General features: G+C 71.3%; 20 protein-coding genes. 18 read left to right on the top strand and 2 right to left on the bottom strand.

From position 1 onward, the window contains the following. The first annotated feature begins 74 nt into the window (after positions 1-74). The 4 genes from ACR9E9_RS14955 (at position 75) to ACR9E9_RS14940 (ending at position 5,484) form a co-directional block, all read left to right on the top strand. Positions 75-2,384, top strand: a complete 2,310-nt coding sequence (locus tag ACR9E9_RS14955) for a glycosyltransferase (protein ID WP_435199839.1) — start codon at positions 75-77, stop codon at positions 2,382-2,384. 24 nt (positions 2,385-2,408) lie between these two features. Next, the gene (gene trpS, locus ACR9E9_RS14950; protein WP_435199837.1) at positions 2,409-3,437 is read left to right on the top strand and encodes a tryptophan--tRNA ligase; all 1,029 of its coding nucleotides are present in this window, start codon (positions 2,409-2,411) and stop codon (positions 3,435-3,437) included. Positions 3,438-3,439: 2 nt separating this feature from the next. After that, positions 3,440-3,973 carry a 2'-5' RNA ligase family protein gene (locus ACR9E9_RS14945; RefSeq protein ID WP_435199835.1) on the top strand — a complete coding sequence of 178 codons (534 nt, stop codon included), beginning with the start codon at positions 3,440-3,442 and terminating at the stop codon, positions 3,971-3,973. Positions 3,974-4,050: 77 nt separating this feature from the next. Then, positions 4,051-5,484: a DUF4038 domain-containing protein gene (locus tag ACR9E9_RS14940; protein WP_435199833.1), complete on the top strand. Its 1,434-nt coding sequence runs from the start codon at positions 4,051-4,053 to the stop codon at positions 5,482-5,484. Positions 5,485-5,509: 25 nt separating this feature from the next. On the opposite strand, the gene ACR9E9_RS14935 is transcribed toward ACR9E9_RS14940, so the two are convergent. After that, entirely contained in the window at positions 5,510-6,667 is a 1,158-nt protein-coding gene (locus ACR9E9_RS14935) for a glycosyltransferase family 4 protein (RefSeq protein ID WP_435199831.1), read from the bottom strand. Between the two features lie 100 nt (positions 6,668-6,767). Between ACR9E9_RS14935 and ACR9E9_RS14930 the strand changes: the two genes are divergently transcribed. From ACR9E9_RS14930 to ACR9E9_RS14885, 10 genes are all read left to right on the top strand, one after another. Beyond that, a complete protein-coding gene (locus ACR9E9_RS14930; RefSeq protein ID WP_435199829.1) occupies positions 6,768-7,859 on the top strand; it encodes a mannose-1-phosphate guanylyltransferase in 1,092 nt (363 codons plus the stop codon). Between the two features lie 49 nt (positions 7,860-7,908). After that, positions 7,909-9,105 (top strand): amidohydrolase, encoded by a 1,197-nt coding sequence (locus tag ACR9E9_RS14925; RefSeq protein ID WP_435199827.1) that lies wholly within the window; start codon positions 7,909-7,911, stop codon positions 9,103-9,105. 158 nt (positions 9,106-9,263) lie between these two features. Continuing rightward, entirely contained in the window at positions 9,264-10,292 is a 1,029-nt protein-coding gene (locus tag ACR9E9_RS14920) for a BMP family lipoprotein (RefSeq protein WP_435199825.1), read from the top strand. Positions 10,293-10,408: 116 nt separating this feature from the next. Then, complete coding sequence (locus ACR9E9_RS14915) at positions 10,409-11,956, top strand: ABC transporter ATP-binding protein (RefSeq protein ID WP_435199823.1); 1,548 nt, start codon at positions 10,409-10,411, stop codon at positions 11,954-11,956. Next, positions 11,953-13,056, top strand: coding sequence for an ABC transporter permease (locus ACR9E9_RS14910; protein ID WP_435199820.1), 1,104 nt, complete (start codon positions 11,953-11,955; stop codon positions 13,054-13,056). The genes ACR9E9_RS14915 and ACR9E9_RS14910 overlap by 4 nt, the downstream gene beginning before the upstream one ends. Beyond that, on the top strand, positions 13,053-14,315 hold the full coding sequence (locus ACR9E9_RS14905; protein ID WP_435199818.1) for an ABC transporter permease: 1,263 nt from the start codon (positions 13,053-13,055) through the stop codon (positions 14,313-14,315). Before ACR9E9_RS14910 ends, ACR9E9_RS14905 begins: the two co-directional genes overlap by 4 nt. 1 nt (position 14,316) lies before the next feature. After that, entirely contained in the window at positions 14,317-14,730 is a 414-nt protein-coding gene (locus tag ACR9E9_RS14900) for a cytidine deaminase (RefSeq protein ID WP_435199816.1), read from the top strand. Next, entirely contained in the window at positions 14,727-16,037 is a 1,311-nt protein-coding gene (locus tag ACR9E9_RS14895; RefSeq protein WP_435199814.1) for a thymidine phosphorylase, read from the top strand. The genes ACR9E9_RS14900 and ACR9E9_RS14895 overlap by 4 nt, the downstream gene beginning before the upstream one ends. A gap of 1 nt (position 16,038) precedes the next feature. Next, positions 16,039-16,398: a cupin domain-containing protein gene (locus tag ACR9E9_RS14890; RefSeq protein ID WP_435199812.1), complete on the top strand. Its 360-nt coding sequence runs from the start codon at positions 16,039-16,041 to the stop codon at positions 16,396-16,398. Further along, positions 16,395-17,543, top strand: coding sequence for an adenosine deaminase (locus ACR9E9_RS14885; protein WP_435199810.1), 1,149 nt, complete (start codon positions 16,395-16,397; stop codon positions 17,541-17,543). Before ACR9E9_RS14890 ends, ACR9E9_RS14885 begins: the two co-directional genes overlap by 4 nt. 39 nt (positions 17,544-17,582) lie before the next feature. Here ACR9E9_RS14885 and ACR9E9_RS14880 read toward each other — a convergent pair whose 3' ends face one another. Next, positions 17,583-18,410: an RDD family protein gene (locus ACR9E9_RS14880; RefSeq protein ID WP_435199809.1), complete on the bottom strand. Its 828-nt coding sequence runs from the start codon at positions 18,408-18,410 to the stop codon at positions 17,583-17,585. A 41-nt stretch (positions 18,411-18,451) separates the two neighbouring features. Between ACR9E9_RS14880 and ACR9E9_RS14875 the strand changes: the two genes are divergently transcribed. From ACR9E9_RS14875 to ACR9E9_RS14860, 4 genes are all read left to right on the top strand, one after another. Next, complete coding sequence (locus ACR9E9_RS14875; RefSeq protein ID WP_435199807.1) at positions 18,452-19,447, top strand: stage II sporulation protein M; 996 nt, start codon at positions 18,452-18,454, stop codon at positions 19,445-19,447. An 85-nt stretch (positions 19,448-19,532) separates the two neighbouring features. After that, positions 19,533-20,504 carry an Rv1678 family membrane protein gene (locus ACR9E9_RS14870; RefSeq protein ID WP_435199805.1) on the top strand — a complete coding sequence of 324 codons (972 nt, stop codon included), beginning with the start codon at positions 19,533-19,535 and terminating at the stop codon, positions 20,502-20,504. Positions 20,505-20,808: 304 nt separating this feature from the next. Continuing rightward, a complete protein-coding gene (locus ACR9E9_RS14865) occupies positions 20,809-21,168 on the top strand; it encodes a DsrE family protein (protein WP_435199803.1) in 360 nt (119 codons plus the stop codon). 12 nt (positions 21,169-21,180) lie between these two features. Then, the gene (locus ACR9E9_RS14860) at positions 21,181-22,314 is read left to right on the top strand and encodes a radical SAM protein (protein ID WP_435199801.1); all 1,134 of its coding nucleotides are present in this window, start codon (positions 21,181-21,183) and stop codon (positions 22,312-22,314) included. Positions 22,315-22,349 lie beyond the last annotated feature (35 nt).

The following is a 22,349-nucleotide window of genomic DNA, read 5'->3' as shown; positions in this document are numbered from 1 at the left end:
GTCACGGGGGAGCGTAGCGATTCCGCGGACGATCGGTACGAGCGGGGAATCGCCCGCACGTACACTCCGGCATCATGGAGAAGCCGCTGGACGTACCGGTACCCGTCCGCGTCGCGATCCTCGATCACACCGCGCAGCTCGGGGGGGCGGAGCTGGCGCTCCTGCGCCTGCTCGATGCCGTGGTCTCCCGGACGGACGTCGAGCCGCATGTCATCCTCTTCGCTGACGGCCCCCTGGTGGATCGCCTGCGCAAGGCAGGGCACACCGTCGAGGTCCTCCCGCTGGGCGAGGGCCTGGCGACGGCCGGTCGTGGGGAGCTGGCCGGAGCCACCTCGGCCGCGCGAAGGGCGGTCGGAGTCGCTCCCTTCGTCGCCCGGTTGGCCGCCCGTCTCCGCGAGCTCGATGCCGATGTCGTCCACACCACCTCTCTCAAGGCCGACCTGATCGGGGTGCCGGCGGCGCGGCTGGCCCGCCGTCCCCTCGTCTGGCACGTACACGACCGGATCACCCCCGACTACCTGCCGCGCCCGCTCGTGCACCTCATGCGCCGGGTCGGCGCCACGGCCCCGCGCCGCGTCATCGTGAACTCCCGCGCCACCGCCGCGACGATGCCCGGCGCGCGCGGTCTCGTCGTGGCCCACCCCGGCCTCGCCCCGGAGGACATCGCGGATGCGCCACGTGCCCGACCCGGCCGACCGGTCGTCGGCATCGTCGGCCGGATCTCGCCGACCAAGGGTCAGCTCGAGTTCGTCCGCGCCGCCGCGCGCGTCGCCGGGCGCCACCCCGACGTGACCTTCCGGATCATCGGATCACCGATGTTCGGCCACGAGGAGCACGAAGCGAAGGTCCGTCGCGAGGTCGAGCGCCTGGGCCTGACGGACCGGGTGGAGTTCGCGGGGTTCACCGAGGACCCGGTGGCGGAGTTCGACGCCATGACCCTCGCCGTGCACGCGTCACCGCTGCCCGAGCCCTACGGTCAGGTGGTTGCCGAGGCGATGGCCCGCGGGGTGCCCGTCATCGCCACCCGCGCCGGTGGGGTGCCCGAGATCGTCCGAGGTGGCCCCTCGCCGGTCGGCTGGCTCGTCGAGCCCGGTGACGTCGAGGAGCTGGCCGAGGCGATGGACCTCGCCCTCTCCGATCCCGTCGAGGCCGAGTGTCGCGGCGCCGCGGGGTGGGAGCGTGCCCGCACGGAGCTGGGTATCGCGACGAGTGTCGAGACGATCACCCGCGCCTGGCGCGAGGTCGCCGGCCGGTCACGGCCGCGTGTGGCCATCGCCCACGACTACCTCACCCAGCGCGGTGGCGCGGAGCGGGTCGTCCTGGCCCTGGCGCACGCCTTTCCCGACGCGAGGGTGCACACCACCCTCTACGAGCCGGCCGGGACCTTCCCGGAGTTCGAGGACATCGACATCGTCGCCTCCTCGCTGAACCGCTTCGGTGCCCTGCGACGGAACCACCGGGTGGCGTTGCCCTTCCTGCCGAGGGCGAGCGACCGGCTCCACATCGACGCCGACCTCGTCATCGCCTCGAGCAGTGGCTGGGCGCACGGATTCCCCACGTCCGGACTCAAGCTCGTCTACTGCCACGCACCGGCGCGCTGGCTCTACCAGAGCGAGCGCTATCTCGGGCACGACCCACGACGGTCAGGGGTGGGTGTGGCGCTGCTGGTCCTGCGCGGGTGGCTGACCGGGTGGGACCAGCGGGCGGCCGCCACCGGCGATGCCTATCTGGCCAACTCGCAGGTCGTGCGAAACCGGATCAAGGAGAGCTACGGGATCCATGCGAACGTCCTGGCTCCCCCCTTCACCGTCGACACCACCGGCGACCGTGAGCCGATCGAGGACCTGCGCGACGTGGCGGAGGGTTACTACCTCGTCGTGTCCCGGCTGATGCCGTACAAGAACGTCGACCTCGTCATCGACGCCTTCCGCGACCTGCCCGAGCACCTCGTGGTCGTGGGACACGGTCCGCTCCTGCAGCGGTTGCGGGCCAGCGCCCCCGACAACGTCACCATCGTCTCGATGCTGTCGGACGCGCAGATGCGCTGGGCCTACTCCCACGCCGGCGCCCTCATCGCCGCGAGCCACGAGGACTTCGGACTGACCCCGCTCGAGGCCGGGGCCTTCGGCCGGCCCACCCTGGCACTCCACGCCGGTGGTTACCTCGACAGCATCGAGCCCGGGGTCAACGGCGCCTTCTTCGAGGAGCCGACGTCCGCGGCGATCCACGAGGCCGTCGTCGCCAACCGCGACCGCACCTGGGACCCGGTCGCGATCCGGACCCACGTGGACACCTTCTCCCTCGAACGCTTCGTCGAACGGATGCGAGACGAGGCCGAGGCCATGCTCAGCGAGGCCCCGGACCACGCGGCTCGACTGCGGTGAGCCGCGCGCGCAGCGCCTGACAGAATGACGCGCATGAATCCCGCTCAGGCCGCACCCAAGCCGCGCATCCTCTCCGGGATGCAGCCCACCAGCGACTCCCTTCACCTGGGGAACTACCTGGGCGCGCTGGTCAACTGGGTGGGTCTGCAGGAGGACTTCGACGCCTACTACTTCGTCGCCGACCTCCATGCGCTCACCCTGCCGACCGATCCGGCGGACATCACCCGCCGCACCCGCGTCACCGCGGCCCAGTACATCGCCGGGGGAGTGGACCCGGAGCGCTCGGCGATCTTCTGCCAGAGCCACGTGCGCGAGCACACCGAGCTGATGTGGGTCCTCTCCTGCCAGACCGGCTTCGGCGAGGCGAGTCGCATGACGCAGTTCAAGGACAAGACGGCCAAGGGGCACAACGCCAACGTCGGACTCTTCACCTACCCGATCCTCATGGCGGCCGACATCCTCGTCTACGACGCCCAGCGCGTGCCGGTCGGGGACGACCAGCGTCAGCACCTCGAGATCACCCGCGATCTCGCCGATCGGTTCAATGCCCGCTTCGGCGACGCGCTCGTCGTGCCCGAGCCGCACATCCTCACGGAGTCGGCGCGGATCATGGACCTGCAGGAGCCCACCGGCAAGATGAGCAAGTCCACCTCCTCGGACAAGGGCCTGATCTCGCTGCTCGACGACCCCAAGCGCATCGCCAAGAAGATCCGCTCCGCCGTGACCGACGCCGACGGGGAGATCCGCTACGACGCGGAGGCCAAGCCGGGTGTGTCGAACCTGCTGTCGATCCACTCTGCGCTGTCCGGTCGCACGATCGCCGACCTCGAGAGCGACTTCGCCGGCCGGGGGTACGGCGACCTCAAGCAGGAGGTCGCGGACGTGGTCGTGGGGGCCCTCGAGCCCTACCAGCAGCGCATGGCCGAGCTCATGGACGACCCGGGCGAGCTCGACTCCATCCTGGCGAAGGGGGCGGCCCGTGCCTCCGAGGTCGCTGCCGCCACCCGAGACCGCGTGTACGAGCGGGTCGGCCTCCTCCCCGCGGGGCGCTGAGCATGGCTGTGCACGGGGTGTCGATCGCCGTCCCGGAGCCCTGGGGCAGCCGGCTGCAGCAGCACCGGGAGGACGTCGGCGACCCGATGGCCCGCTCGATCCCGCCACACATCACGCTCATGCCGCCGACGGAGATCCCGCCGGAGCAGATGGAGCGCTTCACTCTCCACCTGGAGACGATCGCGGCCCACCACGGCCCGTTCACGGTGCAGCTGCGGGGCACCGGCACCTTCCGGCCGGTCAGCCCGGTGGTCTTCGTGCAGGTCGCCCAGGGCATCCCGATGTGCGAGCGCCTGGAGCAGGCGGTGCGGCGCGGACCGGTGTCGCGCGACCTGGAGTTCCCCTACCACCCGCACGTGACGGTGGCCCACGCGATCGAGGACGAGGCACTCGACCGGTCCTTCGCCGACCTCGCCGACCTCGAGGCCAGCTTCGAGGTGAGCAGCTTCCACCTCTACGACCACGGCGCCGACGGTGTGTGGCGTCCCGCGGTGGAGTTCACGCTCGGCGGGGAGCGTCTGCAGCCCTCACCGTGAGGTCGCCTCCCGGGCCCGGGCTGATGAGCGGGTCCCGGAGACCTCCCCGGGCGGCGCCCGCGGCGTAGCCTGTGGGTGTGCGCCGATGGCTACTGGTGGCCGCGGGTCTCGCCGTGATCATCGCCGTGGTCGTGGCCGGACGACCGTGGTCGGACGACGACGGTTCCAGCGCGCCGCCGACCACCACGCCGCCATCGAGCACATCGTCGCCGCGGACGTCGCCGCCGGCGGGGCAGGCTCCCTTCGTCACCTCGGTCAGCAGTGACGGCCGCTCCTTTCGCGACCAGCACGGCGACCCGATCCTCGTGCGCGGTGACTCTCCCTGGTCGCTGCTGACCGACCTGTCTGCCGAGGAGGCGCAGTCCTACCTCGCCGACCGGGAGGAGCGCGGGGTCAACGCGGTCATCGTCTCCCTGCTGGGGTCGGTCGCCAACGGCGGGCCCAGCGACGACGGCGCCACGGTCGACGGGGTCGCCCCCTTCGTCGAGGGTGGTGGCCTCACGGAGTGGAACGACGAGTACTGGCAGCGAGCGCGCGCCGTGGTGCGCTCGGCGGAGGAGCACGGCATCACGGTGCTGCTCTACCCCGTGGACTCCTGGACCATCGACAGCTCGCTCGTCCCCCGTGACGTCGAGGAGTGCACGAGCTACGGGCGCCGGGTGGCCGAGCACTTCGCCGGTGCGCCCAATGTCCTGTGGATGGCCGGTGGGGACTACCTGCCCGAGCGCACCACCGGGACCGACATCGACCGGTGCGTCGAGGGGGTGCTCACCGGCATCCGCGCCACGGGGGACGGGCGACCCTTCGCGATGCAGCTCGGCTCTGCCGAGCCGATGACGACCACCGACCAGCCCTTCTGGCGCGACCGGGTCGACTGGAACTTCGTCTACACCTACGGCCCGACCTACGAGTCCGTGGAGCGTGCCTACCGATACGACCCGCCGATCCCGACGATCTTCGGCGAGGGCAACTACGAGCGGGAGAACAACACCGGCGACGAGGAGACGACCAACGAGACCTTGCGCCGCCAGACGGCGTGGGCGCTGACCAGCGGCGCGGCCGGGGACTTCTACGGCTCCGACGACTGGCAGTTCCTCCCGGAGTGGCGATCGCGTCTGGACTCTCCCGGCCTCGCCGACGTCGGCCACGTGCGCGACGCCGTCGCCGCCCTGCCGTGGTGGCAGCTCGTGCCGGACCTCACGGGAGACTTCCTCACCGGTGGTCGGGGAGAGCCGGTGACGCGGGAGAGCCGCACGCAGGACGTGCTGGCCAACGACCACGCGACGGCGGCGGTGGCCCCGGACGGTGCAGCCGCCGTGGTCTATGTCCCGACGTCCCGGACGGTCACCATCGACACCGACGCCCTGGCCGACGGGGTGCAGGCGACGTGGGTCGATCCCTCGAGCGGCCGCGAGCGTCCGACGGACGTCCGTCGCAGCTACCGCACACCGGGGGAGAACGCCGATGGCGACGAGGACTGGCTCCTGGTCTTCGCCACCCCGGGAGACTGAGCGGGCCTGACCGTGGCGTGCCGCCTCACGCGGCCCGTGCGGCGATCGCCTGCTCGTAGTGGCCCACCAGCTGGGTCGTCAGCGCGTCCCAGGAGCGACCGGCAACGGCCGTCGGTCCGGCCGAGCCCATCGACTCGCGCAGACCCGGTGACTCCACGAGCTCGGACACCCATCGGGTGAGGTCGCCGCGCACCTCCGGATCGAAGAGGTACCCCGTCCTGCCGTGGTCCACGAGGTCGAGCGGACCGCCGACCGCGGGGGCGACCACCGGGAGCCCGGTCGCGGCACCCTCCTGGAGGGTCTGGCCGAAGGTCTCCTTCGTCCCGGTGTGCACGAAGACGTCGAACGAGGCATAGGCGCGGGCGAGGTCGGTCCCCGTGCGCGGCCCGAGGAAGGCGGGGGGCAGGGTGGGGCGCCCCGGCGCGCGGGCGACGGCCTCGGCGAGGCGGGCACCGAGCTCGTTGCGGCTCGGGCCCTCGCCGACGAGGACGAGGCGGGTGCCGGGCAGGTGGGCCAGCTCGGCGAGCCGGTGCAGCTCCTTCTCCGGGGCGAGGCGCCCAACGTACCCGAGGATGACTTCGCCGTTCGGGGCCAGCGCGCGCTTGAGTGCGAGCGTCTGCGGGTCCTCCTTCCACGTGGGGGTGAAGAGACGGGTGTCGACGCCGCGTCCCCAGAGGCCGGTGCGGGGGATGTGGTGCGCCCGCAGCTCCTCGAGCGTGGGCCGGCTCGGCGCGAGGGTGAGGTCCGCCCGGGAGTGGATCCGCCGGATCCACTCCCAGGTGAGGGTCGAGGCGCCCCGGCCGAGCGCGCCCCGACCGTGCTGCAGGACGTAGTTCGGCATGTCCGTCTGGTAGATCGCCACGGTCGGCAGGTCGAAGCCCTCCGCGTGGTGCAGACCCCGGGCCCCGACGAGGAAGGGGGAGGCGACGTGCACGACGTCGGGCCGGAAGTCGCGCAGCGCCCGGCGCACACCACCCGTCGGCAGCCCGGCGCGGAAGCCGCGGACCGGGAGCCCGGGAAGGGTGCGTACGACGTGCCCGGCGAAGGTCGCCGGGGCGGGCCCCGGAGCGATGATCATCGCCGTGTGGCCCTGCTCGCGCAGGGACTCCGCGACCCGGCAGACGCTCGTCGTGACGCCGTTGAGGCTCGGCAGGAAGGACTCGGTCGCAATGGCCACTCGCACCCCTTCACCGTCTCGTGGTCCGGGTGGGCCGGGGTGACCTCCGGGGGAGTGTCAGGTGATCATCAGGTGACCACTGGGCGCTACGGGTACGGTGCGGGCCATGACCTCACCAGTTGGCCTTGACCGGTTCTGGGCCGTCGTGCCGGCCGGGGGGGCCGGGACCCGGCTGTGGCCGGTCTCCCGCGCGGACTCGCCGAAGTTCCTCCACGACCTCACCGGTAGCGGTCGCACCCTCATCCAGGCGACAGTCGACCGGCTGCGCGAGCTCGCGGGCGATCGCGTGCTCGTCGTCACCGGTGGGGCCCACGCCGACGCGGTCCGGGAGCAGGTGGGTGACCTGCCGAGGGACCTGCTGCTCACCGAACCCTCGCCGCGGGAATCGATGGCGGCCATCGGCCTTGCCGCTGCGGTGCTCGAGCGCCGCGAACCGGAGGCGATCATCGGCTCCTTCGCCGCCGACCACGTCATCGGTGACCAGGAGGCGTTCTCCAAGGCCGTCGTCGAGGCGGTGGAGGTGGCCGCCAAGGGCGATCGGCTCGTGACCATCGGCATCGAGCCGACCTACCCGGCCACCGGCTTCGGGTACATCCAGATGGGACCGCGCCTGCCCGGCCACCGCAGCGCGAGGCGCGTGCGCCAGTTCGTCGAGAAGCCGAACGCCCGGCGCGCCGCCTCGTACCTGGCGACGGGCGAGTTCCGTTGGAACGCCGGGATGTTCGTCGTCCGTGCCACGACCTTGCTCGACCTCCTGGCCCGGTGGCACCCGGACCTGGCCGCCGGACTGCGGGAGATCGCCGCCGACCCCTCGCTCCTTGCCGATCGGTGGGACGGCCTGGAGAAGATCGCCATCGACCACGCGGTCGCCGAACCCGCGGCGGACGAGGGACTCGTCGCCGTCGTTCCCGGCGGCTTCGACTGGGACGACGTCGGCGACTTCAAGTCCCTCTCCGGTCTGCTCCCTCCGGGCGAAGGGGGGATGACCGTCGTCGGTGACCCCGACCAGGTCCGCACGATCGACGCCGGCGGGCTCGTCGTCTCCGGGTCCGGCCGTCTCGTCGCCGTGGTCGGCCTCGACGATGTCGTCATCGTCGAGACCGACGACGCCCTGCTCGTGACCAGCCGGGAGCGGGCGCAGGACGTCAAGCTCGTCGTCCAGGCGCTCACGGCCGAGGGGCGCACCGATCTTGTCTGACGACGCCTGACGACCCTCGGGGCACCGGGTCGGTAGAGTCACCCTCGCCATGACTGCCCCTCTCGCCCCGACGCTGCTCGGCGTCATCGATCGGCTCCTGCCCGAGCTGATCGCCTTTCGTCGGGACCTGCATGCGCACCCGGAGCTCTCCTTCGAGGAGCACCGCACGACCCAGCGGTTGCGGGAGCGGCTCGAGGAGGCCGGGCTGCAGCCTCGCTCCGTCAGCGAGACCGGTCTCGTCGTCGACCTCGGCGCGACGTCGCCTCGGCGTCGGGTCGCGCTGCGTGGCGACATCGACGCGCTGCCGGTGCGCGAGCGGACCGGCCTCGACTGGAGCTCGACCGTCGACGGTGCCTGCCACGCCTGCGGGCACGACGTCCACACGACGGCGCTCCTCGGGGCCGCACTGGCGCTCGCGGAGGTGGCCGACGAGCTGGCCGCCCGCGACGTCGCCGTGCGGTTGGTCTTCCAGCCCGCGGAGGAGCGGATGCCCGGAGGGGCGATGAAGTTCGTCCGGGCCGGCGTGATGTCCGGGGTCGACACGGTCTATGCCGTCCACTGCGACCCCTCGCTCGACGTGGGGGAGATCGGTCTGCGGGAAGGCGCCCTCACCGCAGCCGCCGACCAGGTGACCGTCACGCTGCGCGGCCGGGGTGGACACACCTCGCGGCCCTTCCTCACGGAGGACCTCACCTACGCCCTCGGCAAGGTCATCACCGACGTCCCGGCCGTGCTCAGTCGCCGCGTCGACCCCCGGTCCGGTCTCGTCCTCGTCTGGGGCCGCGTCTGTGCCGGTGAGGCGATCAACGTCATCCCGTCCACGGGGCTGGCGCAGGGCACCGTGCGGATGCTCGACGTCGGCCTGTGGGAGCAGATCGGTGACCTCCTGCACGAGGTGGTCGAGGAGGTCGCGGCTCCCTACGGGGTGGCCGTGGCGATCGACCACGTCCGGGGAGTACCACCCGTCGTCAACGACGCCTCGGCCGTGGCTGCCCTGGGACGCGCCACCATGGCCGCCGGCCTTCGGCCCGTCCCGACCCCGCACAGCCTCGGTGGAGAGGACTTCGCCTGGATGCTCCACGAGGCCGAGGGCGCGATGGCCCGTCTGGGAACGCGCACACCGGGGGGCCGCACCTTCGACCTGCACCAGGGCGACCTGGTCGTCGACGAGGGCGCGGTCCGCCACGGCACCGCGCTGCTCACCCTCGCCGCAGCCGGCGAGTGGACCCGCGTCGAGCGCGACTGAGCGTCTGAGGGAAATCCCTGAGCGACGCCCCTTCGTCCCGGTCTCATAACGGTTGACGCCGAATCGACCCAGAGCCCCGGCGCGGCCCGGCCCACGCCGTAGCATCCCCCGGATGGCACATGTGTGCCTGACGAACCCCTGTGAAGAAGGAGAGCGCCTTGCGCCACACCGTGAAGGCTGCATCGATCGTGTCCGTGGCCGCCCTGGCGCTGAGCGCCTGCGGCGGCAGTGACTCAACCGAGGAGTCCTCGGACTCCGGGAGCGACGTCAAGGCCTGCCTCGCCTACGACGTGGGCGGCCGCGGGGACCAGTCGTTCAACGACTCGGCGGCCAAGGGCCTGGACCAGGCCAAGGACGAGCTCGGGGTCGACACCGAGGAGGTCGAGGCGAGCCAGGGCGAGAACGACGCCGCCCGCGAGGACCGCCTCAACCAGCTCGTCGACGCCGGCTGCACCAACGTCATCGGGGTCGGCTACATCTACGCCAAGGCCATCGGTGGTGCGGCCGAGGCCAACCCCGACGTCAACTTCGCGATCATCGACGACGCGTCCGCGGACTCCGAGGGGGACAACGTCGCGCAGCTCGTCTTCGCCGAGCACGAGGGTTCCTTCCTCGTCGGCGCGGCAGCGGCGTTGAAGTCCAAGAGCGGCAAGGTCGGCTTCATCGGGGGCACCGACGTGCCGCTGATCAACAAGTTCGAGGCGGGCTTCAAGGCCGGCGCCAAGGCCGTCGACCCGAAGATCGACATCCAGACGAAGTACCTCGCCGCGGACGGCTCCGGCTTCGCCGACCCGGCGAAGGGCAAGACCGCCGCCGAGGGCATGTACGACAAGGGCGCGGACGTCATCTACCACGCTGCAGGCGGTTCCGGCGCCGGTGTCTTCGAGGCGGCCAAGGCCAACAAGAAGTCCGCGATCGGGGTCGACTCCGACCAGGCGAAGACCGCTGAGAAGAACGTCCAGGACGTCATCATCACCTCGATGGTCAAGAACGTGAACGTCGCGGTCTTCGACTACATCAAGGCGTCGACCGAGGGTGAGGCGCTCGCCGGCCTCAACGAGTTCGACCTCAAGGACGGTGGCGTCTCGTACTCGACCACCGGCGGCAAGATCGACGACATCACCGACAAGCTGGACACGTACAAGAAGGAGATCATCGACGGGAAGATCACCGTTCCCTCGAAGTGATCCGTGACCGGCTGATCCGGGGCCCGATCGTGCGCTGCGCGTGATCGGGCCCCGGGCCGTGTCGAGCGCTACCCTTCGCCAGCGGCAGGATGCCGCGACCGCACCTCGGAGGCACGATGAGTACGACCCGCCCAGACCCCCCTTCGACCACACCCACCGGTGAGCTCGCCGTCGAGGTCGAGGGCATCACGAAGCGCTTTCCCGGAGTCATCGCCAACCAGGACGTGAGCTTCGGGGTGACGCGGGGGACGGTGCACGCCATCGTCGGCGAGAACGGTGCCGGCAAGTCGACGTTGATGAAGATGCTCTACGGGGTCCAGCGGCCCGACGAGGGCACCATCCGTGTCGACGGCGAGCCGGTGTCCCTGCACAGCCCGGCCGACGCCATCAAGCACGGCATCGGCATGGTCTTCCAGCACTTCATGCTGGCCGACAACCTCACGGTGGCCGAGAACGTGGTCCTCGGCGCGGAGAAGCTGCAGGGGATCGGCGCGGGTGCGCGCGCCGAGATGACCCGGCTCTCGGACGAGTACGGCCTCGACGTCGACCCCACGGCGCTCGTGGCCGATCTCGGGGTCGGCGCCCGCCAGCGGGTGGAGATCCTCAAGGTGCTCTACCGCGGTGCCCGCACGATCATCCTCGATGAGCCGACGGCGGTACTCGTACCCCAGGAGGTGGAGGAGCTCTTCGGCAACCTGCGCGAGCTCAAGCGCGAGGGCATCACCGTGCTCTTCATCTCCCACAAGCTCGACGAGGTCCTCTCCGTCGCCGACCGGGTCACCGTGATCCGTCGGGGAACCACGGTCGACACCGTCCTGCCCGCGGACGTCACTTCGCGTCAGCTCGCGGAGCTCATGGTCGGCTCCGAGCTGCCCACTCCCGCGACCGAGGAGTCCACGGTCACCGACCGGGTGGTCCTCGCGGCCGAGGGCGTCACCCTGGCCGGCGAGGGTCGCCACGTCCTCGAGGACGTCACCCTGCGCATCCGCGCCGGTGAGATCCTCGGGATCGCCGGCGTCGAGGGCAACGGCCAGGCCGAGCTCGTGGAGGTCCTCATGGGGATGCGCCGGGCGACCTCCGGGCGGATCGTGCTCGAGGACACGGACATCTCCGGCTGGGACGTGCGGCGCATCCGTGAGGCCGGCGTCGGGTACATCCCCGAGGACCGGCACCGGCAGGGCCTGCTCCTCGACGCGCCGCTGTGGGAGAACCGCATGCTCGGTCACCAGACCCAGGCGCCGGCCTCGAAGCGCGGGGTCCTCACCAATGCCCTGTCCCGCACCGACACCGAGCGGATCGTGCGCGAGTACGACGTGCGCACCCCGAGCATCCACGTCACTGCCGGGTCCCTGTCGGGCGGCAATCAGCAAAAGCTCATCGTCGGGCGCGAGATGAGCCACGCGCCGAAGGTCCTGCTCGCCAGCCACCCGACGCGTGGCGTCGACGTCGGCGCCCAGGCGGCGATCTGGGACCTCATCCGCGAGGCGCGCCGTGAGGGGCTCGCCGTGCTGCTCATCAGCGCCGACCTCGAGGAGCTCATCGGGCTCTCCGACACCATCCAGGTCATCCTGCGGGGTCGGATCACTGGGGAGTTCAACCCCGAGGACGTGACCAGCCAGGAGCTCGGGAGCGCGATGACCGGCGCCGGTCAGGAGGCGTCATGAAGCTCGCCGCGCGGCGCCTCGCGCTCGTCCTGGCGGCTCCGCTGCTCGCGGTGGTCGTGGCCTTCGTCGTCACCTCGCTCGTGCTCATCGCCGTCGGGGACCCGGTCGGGCAGGTGTGGTCGACGCTGCTGTCTCAGCCACGCCCGCGCACGCTGGTCAACACCCTCAACAGTGGCATCACGTACTACATCGCGGCGGTGGCCGTGGCGATCGGCTTCAAGATGAAGCTGTTCAACATCGGTGTCGACGGGCAGTACCGCATCGCCGCCTTCGCAGCGGCGCTCGTCGCCGGTGAGGGGTGGCTCCCGGGTGCGCTCAACATCCTCCTGGCGATGCTCGTCGCCATGCTCGTCGGTGGCTTCTGGGCCGGTATCGCCGGCTGGCTGAAGGTCAACCGCGGAGTCTCCGAGGTCATCTCGACGATCATGCTCAACACGATCTCGGCCGGCCTCGTCGGCTGGGGCCTGCGCAGCTGGGGCCAGCGTGCCGAGGGCAGCAACACCCGCAACACCCAGGAGATCCCCGAGTCGAGCCAGCTCGAGGGGTTCGCCCTCGTCGCGGACGCTCCCAACCGGGTCTACACGCTGCTCATCCTCGCGATCGTCCTCGGCGTCGTCTACTGGTTCGTCATCAACCGGACACGCTTCGGTTTCGACGTACGGGCCACGGGTGGGTCCGAGTCCGCTGCGGTCGCCAGCGGTGTCAAGGTCCCGCGCATGGTGCTCATCGCGATGATCGCCTCGGGCGCCGTCGCGGGCCTGATCAGCATGCCGTCCTTCTTCGGCGCCGACCACAGCTACGGGCTGAACTTCCAGGAAGGGGTCGGCTTCATCGGGATCGGTATCGCCCTCCTCGGGCGCAACCACCCGCTGGGCATCGCCTTCGCCGCCCTGCTGTGGGCCTGGCTGGAGAAGGCCAGTGACGGTCTCCAGTTGCAGGCCGGGGTCTCACCGGCCCTCGTCTACATCATCCAGGGCGTCATCCTCCTCGCCGTCGTCATCGCCTACGAGGTCGTCGCCCGCTTCGAGCGTCGCCTGGAGCAGAAGCAGGTCACGAGCCAGCTCGATGCGGGCGTCACCACGGAAGGAGCCTCGGCATGAGCCTGAGCGTCGGTACCGAGCGCGAGACCGTGGCCGCCGAGCCCACGCGTCGCATCCCCTTCTGGGCCTGGCCGCTGGCGCTGGCGGCGATCCTGGTCGTGCTGTCGCTCATCCGCCTGGTCACCGGCATCGGGGACATCTCCTCCTCCGGCACGCTCGGGGCCACCCTGGCCCTGGCGATGCCACTGGCGCTCGCCGGTCTCGGCGGGCTCTGGTCCGAACGCGCCGGCGTGATCAACATCGGACTGGAGGGGATGATGATCCTCGGCACCTGGGGTGCCGCCTTCGGTGCGATCCACGGAGGCCCCTGGGCGGGAGTCCTCGGGGCCATGGTCTGCGGGGCGCTCGGCGGCCTCGTCCACGCCCTGGCGACGGTGACCTTCGGTGTCGACCACATCGTCTCCGGTGTCGCGCTGAACATCGTCGCGCTGGGTGTCGCGAGCTACCTGGCAGCCCGCTTCTTCGGTGACCTCGAGGGCGGCAGCGACGTCCAGTCGCCACCCCTGCCGTCGCTGCCGAGGGTGGGCGTACCGGGCCTGTCCGAACCCCTGAAGACGGTGGAGGACCAGGGCTGGTTCTTCGTCTCCGAGCTCGCTGCACTCGCACGTGCCGTGACGACGAACCTCTCCGTGCTCACGGTGATCGCGCTGCTCCTCGTCGTCGGCACCTGGTGGGTGCTGTGGCGGACGAGCTTCGGCCTGCGGGTGCGCTCGTGCGGTGAGTCGCCGGCCGCCGCGGAGACCCTGGGCGTCAACGTCTACCTGTACAAGTACATCGCGGTGACGATGTCCGGCGCGCTCGCCGGGCTCGGCGGTGGCTTCCTCGCGATGGTCGCCTCCAACGCTTATCGCGAGAGCCAGACCGACGGCCGCGGGTACATCGGCCTCGCGGCGATGATCTTCGGCAACTGGCGCCCCGGCGGGGTCCTCATGGGCGCTGGGCTCTTCGGCTTCATGGACGCGCTGCAGCTGCGGGGCGGTGGCGCGGCCATCCACGCCCTGCTGCTGCTCATCGGCATCCTGCTGCTCGCCCTCGGCACCTGGCAGATCCTGCGTCGCCAGCGCACGGTCCAGGGCACGGTGGCGATCGTCATCGGTATCGCGGTCGTGGCCCTCTGGTTCGGCAGCGACACGATCCCGGGAGATGTCACGCGCTTCGCTCCGCACCTGACCACGCTGCTCGTCCTCGCCTTCGCCAGCCAACGGTTGCGCATGCCGGCAGCCAACGGCAAGGTCTACCGTCGCGGCGAAGGCCACTGACGTGCCGGCGCCCCTGACCGATAAAGCCTGGCAGCAGCTGCACGCCACCGCCGTGGAGGCGATGGGGCGCGCCTACGCCCCGTACTCGTCCTTCCCCGTCGGGGTGGCCGGTTACGCCGACGACGGCCGCCTGCTCAGCGGGTGCAATGTCGAGAACGCCTCCTACGCGGTCGGTCTGTGCGCGGAGTGCGGCCTCATCAGCGACCTGGTGCGCACCGGCGGCGGCCACCTCGTCGCCGTGTGGTGCGTCGACGGCCGCGGCGAGACCCTCATGCCCTGCGGCCGCTGCCGCCAGCTGCTGTGGGAGCACGGCGGCGCACAGTGCCGCATCCAGACACCCGAGGGGGAGCGGTCGCTCGCGCAGATCCTGCCGCAGGCTTTCGGGGCCGACGACCTGAGGAAGGGAGCACCGTGACCGAGCAGATCGAGCAGCACGACGTCGTCGACGTCATCCGGGCGAAGCGGGACCGGGGTGAGCTGACCGACGCCCAGATCGACTGGGTCGTCGACGCCTACACCCGTGGGGTCGTCGCCGACGAGCAGATGTCCGCCCTGGCGATGGCCATCCTCATGGCCGGGATGACCCGCGCGGAGATCGCTCGGTGGACGGCGGCGATGATCGCCAGCGGTGAGCGGATGGACTTCTCCTCGCTCTCCCGACCGACCTCCGACAAGCACTCCACCGGTGGGGTCGGCGACAAGATCACCCTCCCGCTCGCCCCCCTCGTCGCGGTCTTCGGTGTCGCGGTGCCCCAGCTGTCCGGCCGGGGTCTCGGTCACACCGGCGGCACCCTCGACAAGCTCGAGTCCATCCCCGGGTGGCGCGCCGACCTGGGCAACGAGCAGATGCTCGCCCAGCTGGACGAGGTCGGCGCGGTCATCTGCGCCGCCGGCGCCAGCCTCGCCCCGGCCGACAAGAAGCTCTATGCCCTGAGGGACGTCACCGGCACCGTCGAGGCGATCCCGCTCATCGCGTCCTCGATCATGAGCAAGAAGATCGCCGAAGGCACCGGAGCGCTCGTCCTCGACGTCAAGGTCGGCTCCGGGGCCTTCATGAAGACCCGCGAGGACGCGACCGAGCTCGCCCGCACCATGGTCGATCTGGGCACGGATGCCGGGGTGCGCACGGTCGCACTGCTCACCGACATGTCGGTACCGCTCGGCCTGACCGCCGGCAATGCGCTCGAGGTGCGCGAGTCGCTCGAGGTGCTCTCCGGAGGCGGCCCACGAGACGTGGTCGATCTGACCGTCGCTCTGGCCGACGAGATGACGCGCGCCGCGGGCAAGGACGTCGGTCGCGACGAGCTGAGGGCCGCCCTCGCGGACGGTCGCGCCATGGACGTGTGGCGCCGGATGATCGCCGCCCAGGGTGGGGACCCGGACGCCGCGCTCCCGACCGCCGTCGAGACCGAGACCCTCACGGCCGGGGCCGACGGCCACGTGGAGCACGTGGATGCGCTCGCGGTGGGGCTCGCGGCCTGGCGTCTCGGCGCGGGTCGCGCCCGCAAGGAGGACCCGGTGCAGGCCGGCGCCGGGGTCGAGCTGCACGCGCGTCCCGGTGACCCGGTCCGTCGCGGTGACCCGCTGATGACCCTGCACACCGACACCCCGGAGCGCTTCGCCCGGGCCCGTGAGGCCCTCGAGGGCGGCGTGCGGATCAGCGCTGCCGCCCCGCCCACCCGCCCGGTCGTCCTCGACCGGATCACCGCCCAGGAGGCCTGACGTGCCAGAGACCAACGACACCCCGTCGATCATCGACGTCCCCGGCGGCAAGGTCATCGCCGAGCACGTCGGTCGCATCGCCACCGGCACCGACGGTCTGTCCGTGGCCCACATGAAGGCGCCGGGAGGATGGTCCGAGCCGGCCCAGGTCCCCGACTTCGATGAGGTGACGCTCGTCGTCGCCGGCACCGTCATCGTCGAGCACGACGGCGGCGCGAGCCGGGTCGGCGCCGGTGAGAGCATCACCACGAGAGCGGGGGAGCGGGTGCGCTACTCGACCGGTCCCGACGGTGCCGAATACGTCGCCATCTGCACGCCGGCCTTCTCCCCGGAGACCGTGCACCGTCAGGAGGAGGGATGAGCCCCCACGCGTCGGGCATCCGTGCCCTGCCCAAGGTCCTGCTTCACGATCACCTCGACGGCGGTCTGCGACCGTCGACCGTCCTGGAGATCGCGGACGAGATCGGGCACGACCTGCCGGTGTCCGGGAGCGACCGGACCACCGACGCGTTGGCGCGGTGGTTCCGCGAGTCGGCGGACTCCGGCTCACTCGTGCGCTACCTCGAGACCTTCGAGCACACCGTCGCCGTGATGCAGACCAAGGCCGCGCTGCGCCGGGTGGCCCGCGAGTGCGTCCTCGACCTCGCCCGGGACGGAGTCGTCTACGCCGAGTCACGGTATGCGCCCGAGCAGCACCTGCGTGGTGGCCTGACCCTCGAGGAGGTCATCGAGGAGGTCAATGCCGGTTACCGCGAAGGGGAGGAGGCGGCCGCGGCGGAGGGACACCCGATCGTCGTGCGGGCCGTGCTGACCGCGATGCGGCATGCGGCCAAGTCCCGGGAGATCGCCGAGCTGGCCGTGCGCTACCGCGACGCCGGTGTCGGGGGTTTTGACATCGCGGGGGCCGAGGCCGGTCACCCGCCGAGCCGACACCTCGATGCCTTCGAGTACCTGCGGCGTGAGAACGCGCACTTCACGATCCACGCCGGCGAGGCCTTCGGGCTGCCGAGCATCTGGGAGGCGTTGCAGTGGTGCGGCGCCGACCGTCTCGGCCACGGCGTGCGGATCGTCGACGACATCGGCCTCGGCGCAGGCACCGTCACCGATGACCCGCTCGCGGCGAACCTCATGGCGCGGGAGGACCTCTCCCAGCTGCGTCTGGGGCGTTTGGCGGCCTTCGTCCGCGACACCCGGGTGCCGCTGGAGATGTGTCCCCACAGCAATGTCCAGACCGGGGCGGCTCCCTCGATCGCGGCGCACCCGATCACACTGCTCACCCGTCTGCGCTACCGCGTCACCCTCAACACGGACAACCGGCTGATGTCGGACACGTCGATGACCCAGGAGATGCAGGCCCTCGTCACCGAGGCCGACTGGAGCCTCGAGGACCTGCGGTGGGTGACGACCAATGCGATGAAGTCGGCCTTCCTCCCCTTCGACGAGCGTCTCGACCTCATCGAGGGGACGATCAAGCCGGCGTACGCCGCCGCTGCCCTGGCGGGCTGATCCCGAGGGCACGGTGTCCGGACCGGGTCGGGCGGAGGCTCAGCGTCCGTCGGCCAGCGGGTCACGCGAGATGAATCGCTGCCGCAATCGGCGCTCCCGGCCCAGCCGGGCGGTGTCGCGGCGGCGGCGCTCGGCGAGGACGGCGGCGAGGACGTCCTCGCGGTGAGCGGGTGGGGGTGGCGGTGACACGTACGGGAGCACGGCCTCGGTCAGGTGCCGACCGAGCTCGTCGCGCGCACCCTCCGACAGGCTCGTGCGACGAGTGAGGAACTGGCGCACGGCGATGCCCAGTCCGTGGGGGAGCGCGGCGATGTCCGCGCTGCGTGCCCACGGCTCCAAGGCGGTCGGCATCCCCGGCGGAGTGACCATGGCCCCCGACTGCCGGGTGGTGATGACGTACGTGCCGGCCGCGAAGTCACCCAGTCGCTTGCCCCGGGCGCTGACCAGGGCGCTGACGAAGGCGGGCAGGCCCAGGACCATCCAGATCTCGACGAACCCCACGAGCGCGCGCACCACCGCGTGGCGGAAGCGGATCGGTCCGCCGTCGTCGCGCACCGTCCGCAGCCCGAGCGCGAGCTTGCCGAGGGTGCGACCCCGGGTGGACGTCTCGATCGCGACGGGCAGGCCCACGAGGGAGCCGACGACGATGAGGATCAGCACCGTCTGCAGCACGGCACCCGAGGTGCCGCCAAAACTCAGGCCCGCGGCGACGGCCGCACCCACGAGGACCACGAGCGAGAGGGTGGCGTCGATGGCACCCGAGGCGAGGCGGTGGACCACACCGGCGACCGGCAGCTCGACGGACACGGCCTCGCCGGTCACCAGCTCGTCGGGGCCGAAGGCGCGGTGCCCGGCTGAGGTGCTCACGACGATCAGGGTATCCGGGCGGGCGTCGCTAGGATCGTGACGTGGACATCGACGCCTACGTGGCTGCGTGCGGGGGGCAGTGGGCCCGCCTGGACCATCTGGCACGGCGACGCCGGCTCTCCGGCGCCGAGGCCGACGAGCTCCTCGACCTCTACCAGAGGGTGTCCACGCACCTGTCCCACGTGCGCAGCGCGAGCCCGGACCCGGCGCTCGTGGCACACCTGTCGGCCCTGCTCGCCCGGGCCCGGCTGCGCGCGGACGCGAGCGACACCTCTTCGTGGGGGGACGTCCTCCGGTTCTTCACGCACACCTTCCCGGCGGCGCTCTACCGCATGAGGGTCTGGTGGCTCACCGTGCTCGCCGTGAGCCTGGTGGTGGCCGTGATCGCCGCCTGGTGGATGGTGGAGAACCCCGGGTACATCGCTGCCCGGCTCAGCTCCGCCGAGATCGACCAGTACGTCGGGCACGACTTCGAGAACTACTACAGCGAGTACGCCCACCACGAGTTCGCGACGCTCGTCTGGGTGAACAACGCCTGGGTCGCCGCCCAGTGCATCGGCATGGGTGCGCTCGGCCTCCCGACGGTGTACGTCCTGCTGATGAATGTCCTCAACCTCGCCGCGGGTGCGGCACTGATGATCGGCGAAGGGCGGGGCGACCTCTTCTTCGGGCTGATCCTGCCCCACGGGCTCCTCGAGCTGACCGCGATCTTCGTCGCCGGGGCCGTCGGTCTGCGCCTCTTCTGGTCCTGGATCCACCCGGGGGCGCGGACGCGGTCATCGGCCTTCGCAGCCGAGGGCCGCACCGCCGCGACCGTCGCCCTCGGACTCGTGGCCGTTCTGCTCGTCAGCGGGGTCATCGAGGGCTTCGTCACCCCTTCCTCCCTGCCCACGGCCGCCCGCATCGCCATCGGCGTGATCGCGGAGGCGCTCTTCTTCGCCTACGTCTTCGTCCTCGGACGCCGGGCCGTGGCGCAGGGTGCCACGGGGGACCTCGAGGAGAAGGACCGCGGGACGCTCCTGCCCGTGATCGACTGAGCCATTGCCCGGACAGGTAGTGTGAGCCAGACCACACATTGCACGATCCACCGCGTCGTCGTGACGGTCCACCTCCACGGACCGCGTGAGGACGCTCGGACGGGACACGGTGAAGACGTTGGCGCAATCGGGACTCCGGTGGCTGGTCAGCCCGGCCGTCGACAGTGCGCCGGCCGGAAGCGCGCGGGCGGCAGCCGCCCTGCGGGTGCTGCTCGGCCTGATGTGGTTGTACAACGTGGCGTGGAAGCGCGCCCCCGACTTCGGACAGGAGGCGGGCAACGGGCTCTTCAAGTTCACCAGCTATGCCGTCAGCCATCCGGTGTTTCCCCCGTTCAGCTGGGTGATCGAGCACGGCGTCCTGCCCTACTTCCAGGTCTTCGGGTGGGTCGTGCTTGTCGTGGAGACCGCCTTGGCGGTCATGCTGCTGACCGGCACCTGGGTCAGGGTGGCGGCCGCGGTGGGGATCGCCCAGTCGGTCGCCATCGCGCTCTCGGTCGCCTACGCGCCCGCCGAGTGGCCCTGGTCCTACTGGTTGATGATCGGCGCCCACCTGATGATCCTCTTCAGCTCGGCCGGGCAGGTGCTCTCCACGGATGCCATCCGTGCCGGCCTGTCCCGGGGGGTCCCCTTGCTTCGCGTGTGGGGAGTGCTGGCGATGCTCGTCGGCCTCGTCGCGGTCGTGGGGTCGCTCGACGATCCGCTGGCGGCCGGCGGGTACACCGTCGGCTCGAGCGACCCGTCCCTCAGCCTGGGGTCCTACAACCTCGGGGGCGGGGTGGTCCTCCTGCTCATCGGTGCCCTGCTGCTCGTCACCTCGACACGTGGTGCGGGCGCGGGCGGTCGTGCGGCGGCCACGGGGGCAGCGGTCATCGCGGCGGTGGCGGCGCTGTCGCTGTACGTCCAGCTGGGGTTCAGCGACCCGGTGCTCGGCGGCACGGCCACCTCAGCGGGATACCTCCTCTGCCTCGCCGTCGTGGCTCTCGCGGTCACCCGGCAGACGTCCGCGGCACCGGCGCCCGGCCACCGGCGGCGCGCATCGTCGCGGACTGAAGGATGAGCATGTACGTCGTCGACGGCGGGGACCGAGGCTGCGGGGAGCTCCTCCTGGTCCTGGCTGCACGCAGCCGCACCCTCGCTCCCGGCAGCACGGTCCGTCTCCTGGCCACGGATCCGGCCGCGCCCACCGACCTGCCGGCCTGGTGTCACCTCGCCGGTCATCACTACCTCGGAGCGGGCAGCACCGCCGAAGGCGGTCCCCACTTCGACATCCGGCTCTCCGACCTGCCGCGCAGCGCCTCGCGCGGACCATCTCGGCGCCCCGACCCGGCTCCGCCCCAGAATCACCCACGAGAGGAACACCCATGAACGGGCTCGTCATCAACCTCACCCACTCGGTCGACGACGTCGACCGCACCAGCGTCGCCATCGTCGTCGCCGGCGCCTCCGTCGCCTCCTCGCAGGAGACCACGGTCTTCCTCTCCTCGGAGGGCACGCACCTGGCCACCAAGGGAGTCGCCGAGACACTGCACGAGGACGGGTTCGCGCCCATGTCGGAGCTGGTGTCCGGTTTCATCGAAGCGGGAGGCACCTTCCTGGTCTGCAGCCCGTGCGCCAAGAAGCGCGGGATCGGCGAGGAGGACCTCATCGAGGGTGCGTCCATCGTCGGTGGGGCCACGCTGGTGGCGTTGCTGGCCGACGGCGCGTCGTCGTTGTCCTTCTAGGGCGGACGTCTGATGCCGGAACTCACGGCGCTCCCACCCCGGGACGCGCCCACCCGACCGGTCGCCCTGGAGTACGACGGCGGTGACCAGGACTGCGGCAGCGGCCTGCTGCTGGCCATCACGTCCCGCATGCGACGCATCGACGAGGGCGCGGTGTTGCTCCTGCACACCAACGAGGGGTCCGTGCTCGCCGACCTGCCCGCGTGGGCCCGCTTGGCGGGCCACGACCTGCTCGCGGTCGTCGATGACACTGCCGACACCGCCCCCGGTCCGTGGCGGCTGTGGATCGAGCGTGGCCGGAGCACCTCGGGTGGTGCCGGGCGCACCACCGCGCCGGACGTCGAGTACTCGTCAGCGGCGCCCGCAACCGTGGGCACCCGCCTGTGGCTGTACTCCAACTTCCACTGCAACCTGGCCTGCGCCTACTGCTGTGCCGCGTCCTCACCGCGTGCCGACCCGCGCCTGATGTCGGTCGAGACCGCCGCGAGCGCGGCGGAGCAGTTCGCCCTGCAAGGGGGGCGGGAGCTGCTCATCACCGGTGGTGAGCCCTTCCTGCACCCTGACCTCGGCGCGCTCGTGGCCCGCACCGCTGAGCACGTGCCGGTGACCCTGCTGACCAATGCGATGGTCTACGGACGGGGCCGACGCCGTGAGGTCCTGGAGTCCTTCGACCGGGACCGGGTCACGCTGCAGATCAGCCTGGACTCGGCCGGCCCGCAGCTGCACGACCGGCAGCGGGGCGCCGGCTCGCACCAGCGCGCCCTCGAGGGCATCCAGCTGGCGCGGGAGCTCGGCTTCCGGGTCCGGGTGGCCGCGACCTACCTGCCCGAGGACGCGCCCGCGGCCGGAGACCTTCTCGGCACCCTGGCGGCCCTCGGGATCGCGGAGGCGGACCGCCTGATCCGACCGGTCGCCCAGGAGGGATACGCGGAGCAGGGGGTGGAGATCACCCTCGACTCCATCGAGCCCGAGCCCACGTTGACCGCGGACGGCGCCTGGTGGCACCCGGTCGGTGTCACGAACCGGCACCTGAGGGTGGCCGATGCACCCCTCCCGCTCCAGCACGTCCTCGACGTGGTCCGGGACGTCGTCGACGTCCAGGCCGCCAACGGCTCCCAGGGGCGGGCGGTCTTCCGCTGCACCTGAGAGCACCCCTCGCCGCGCCGGGACACCCATCGGGG

The sequence above is a fragment of the Janibacter sp. GS2 genome, assembly GCF_051200835.1.
Lineage (GTDB): Bacteria > Actinomycetota > Actinomycetes > Actinomycetales > Dermatophilaceae > Janibacter.
This window is presented reverse-complemented; position numbering and strand designations above follow the sequence as displayed.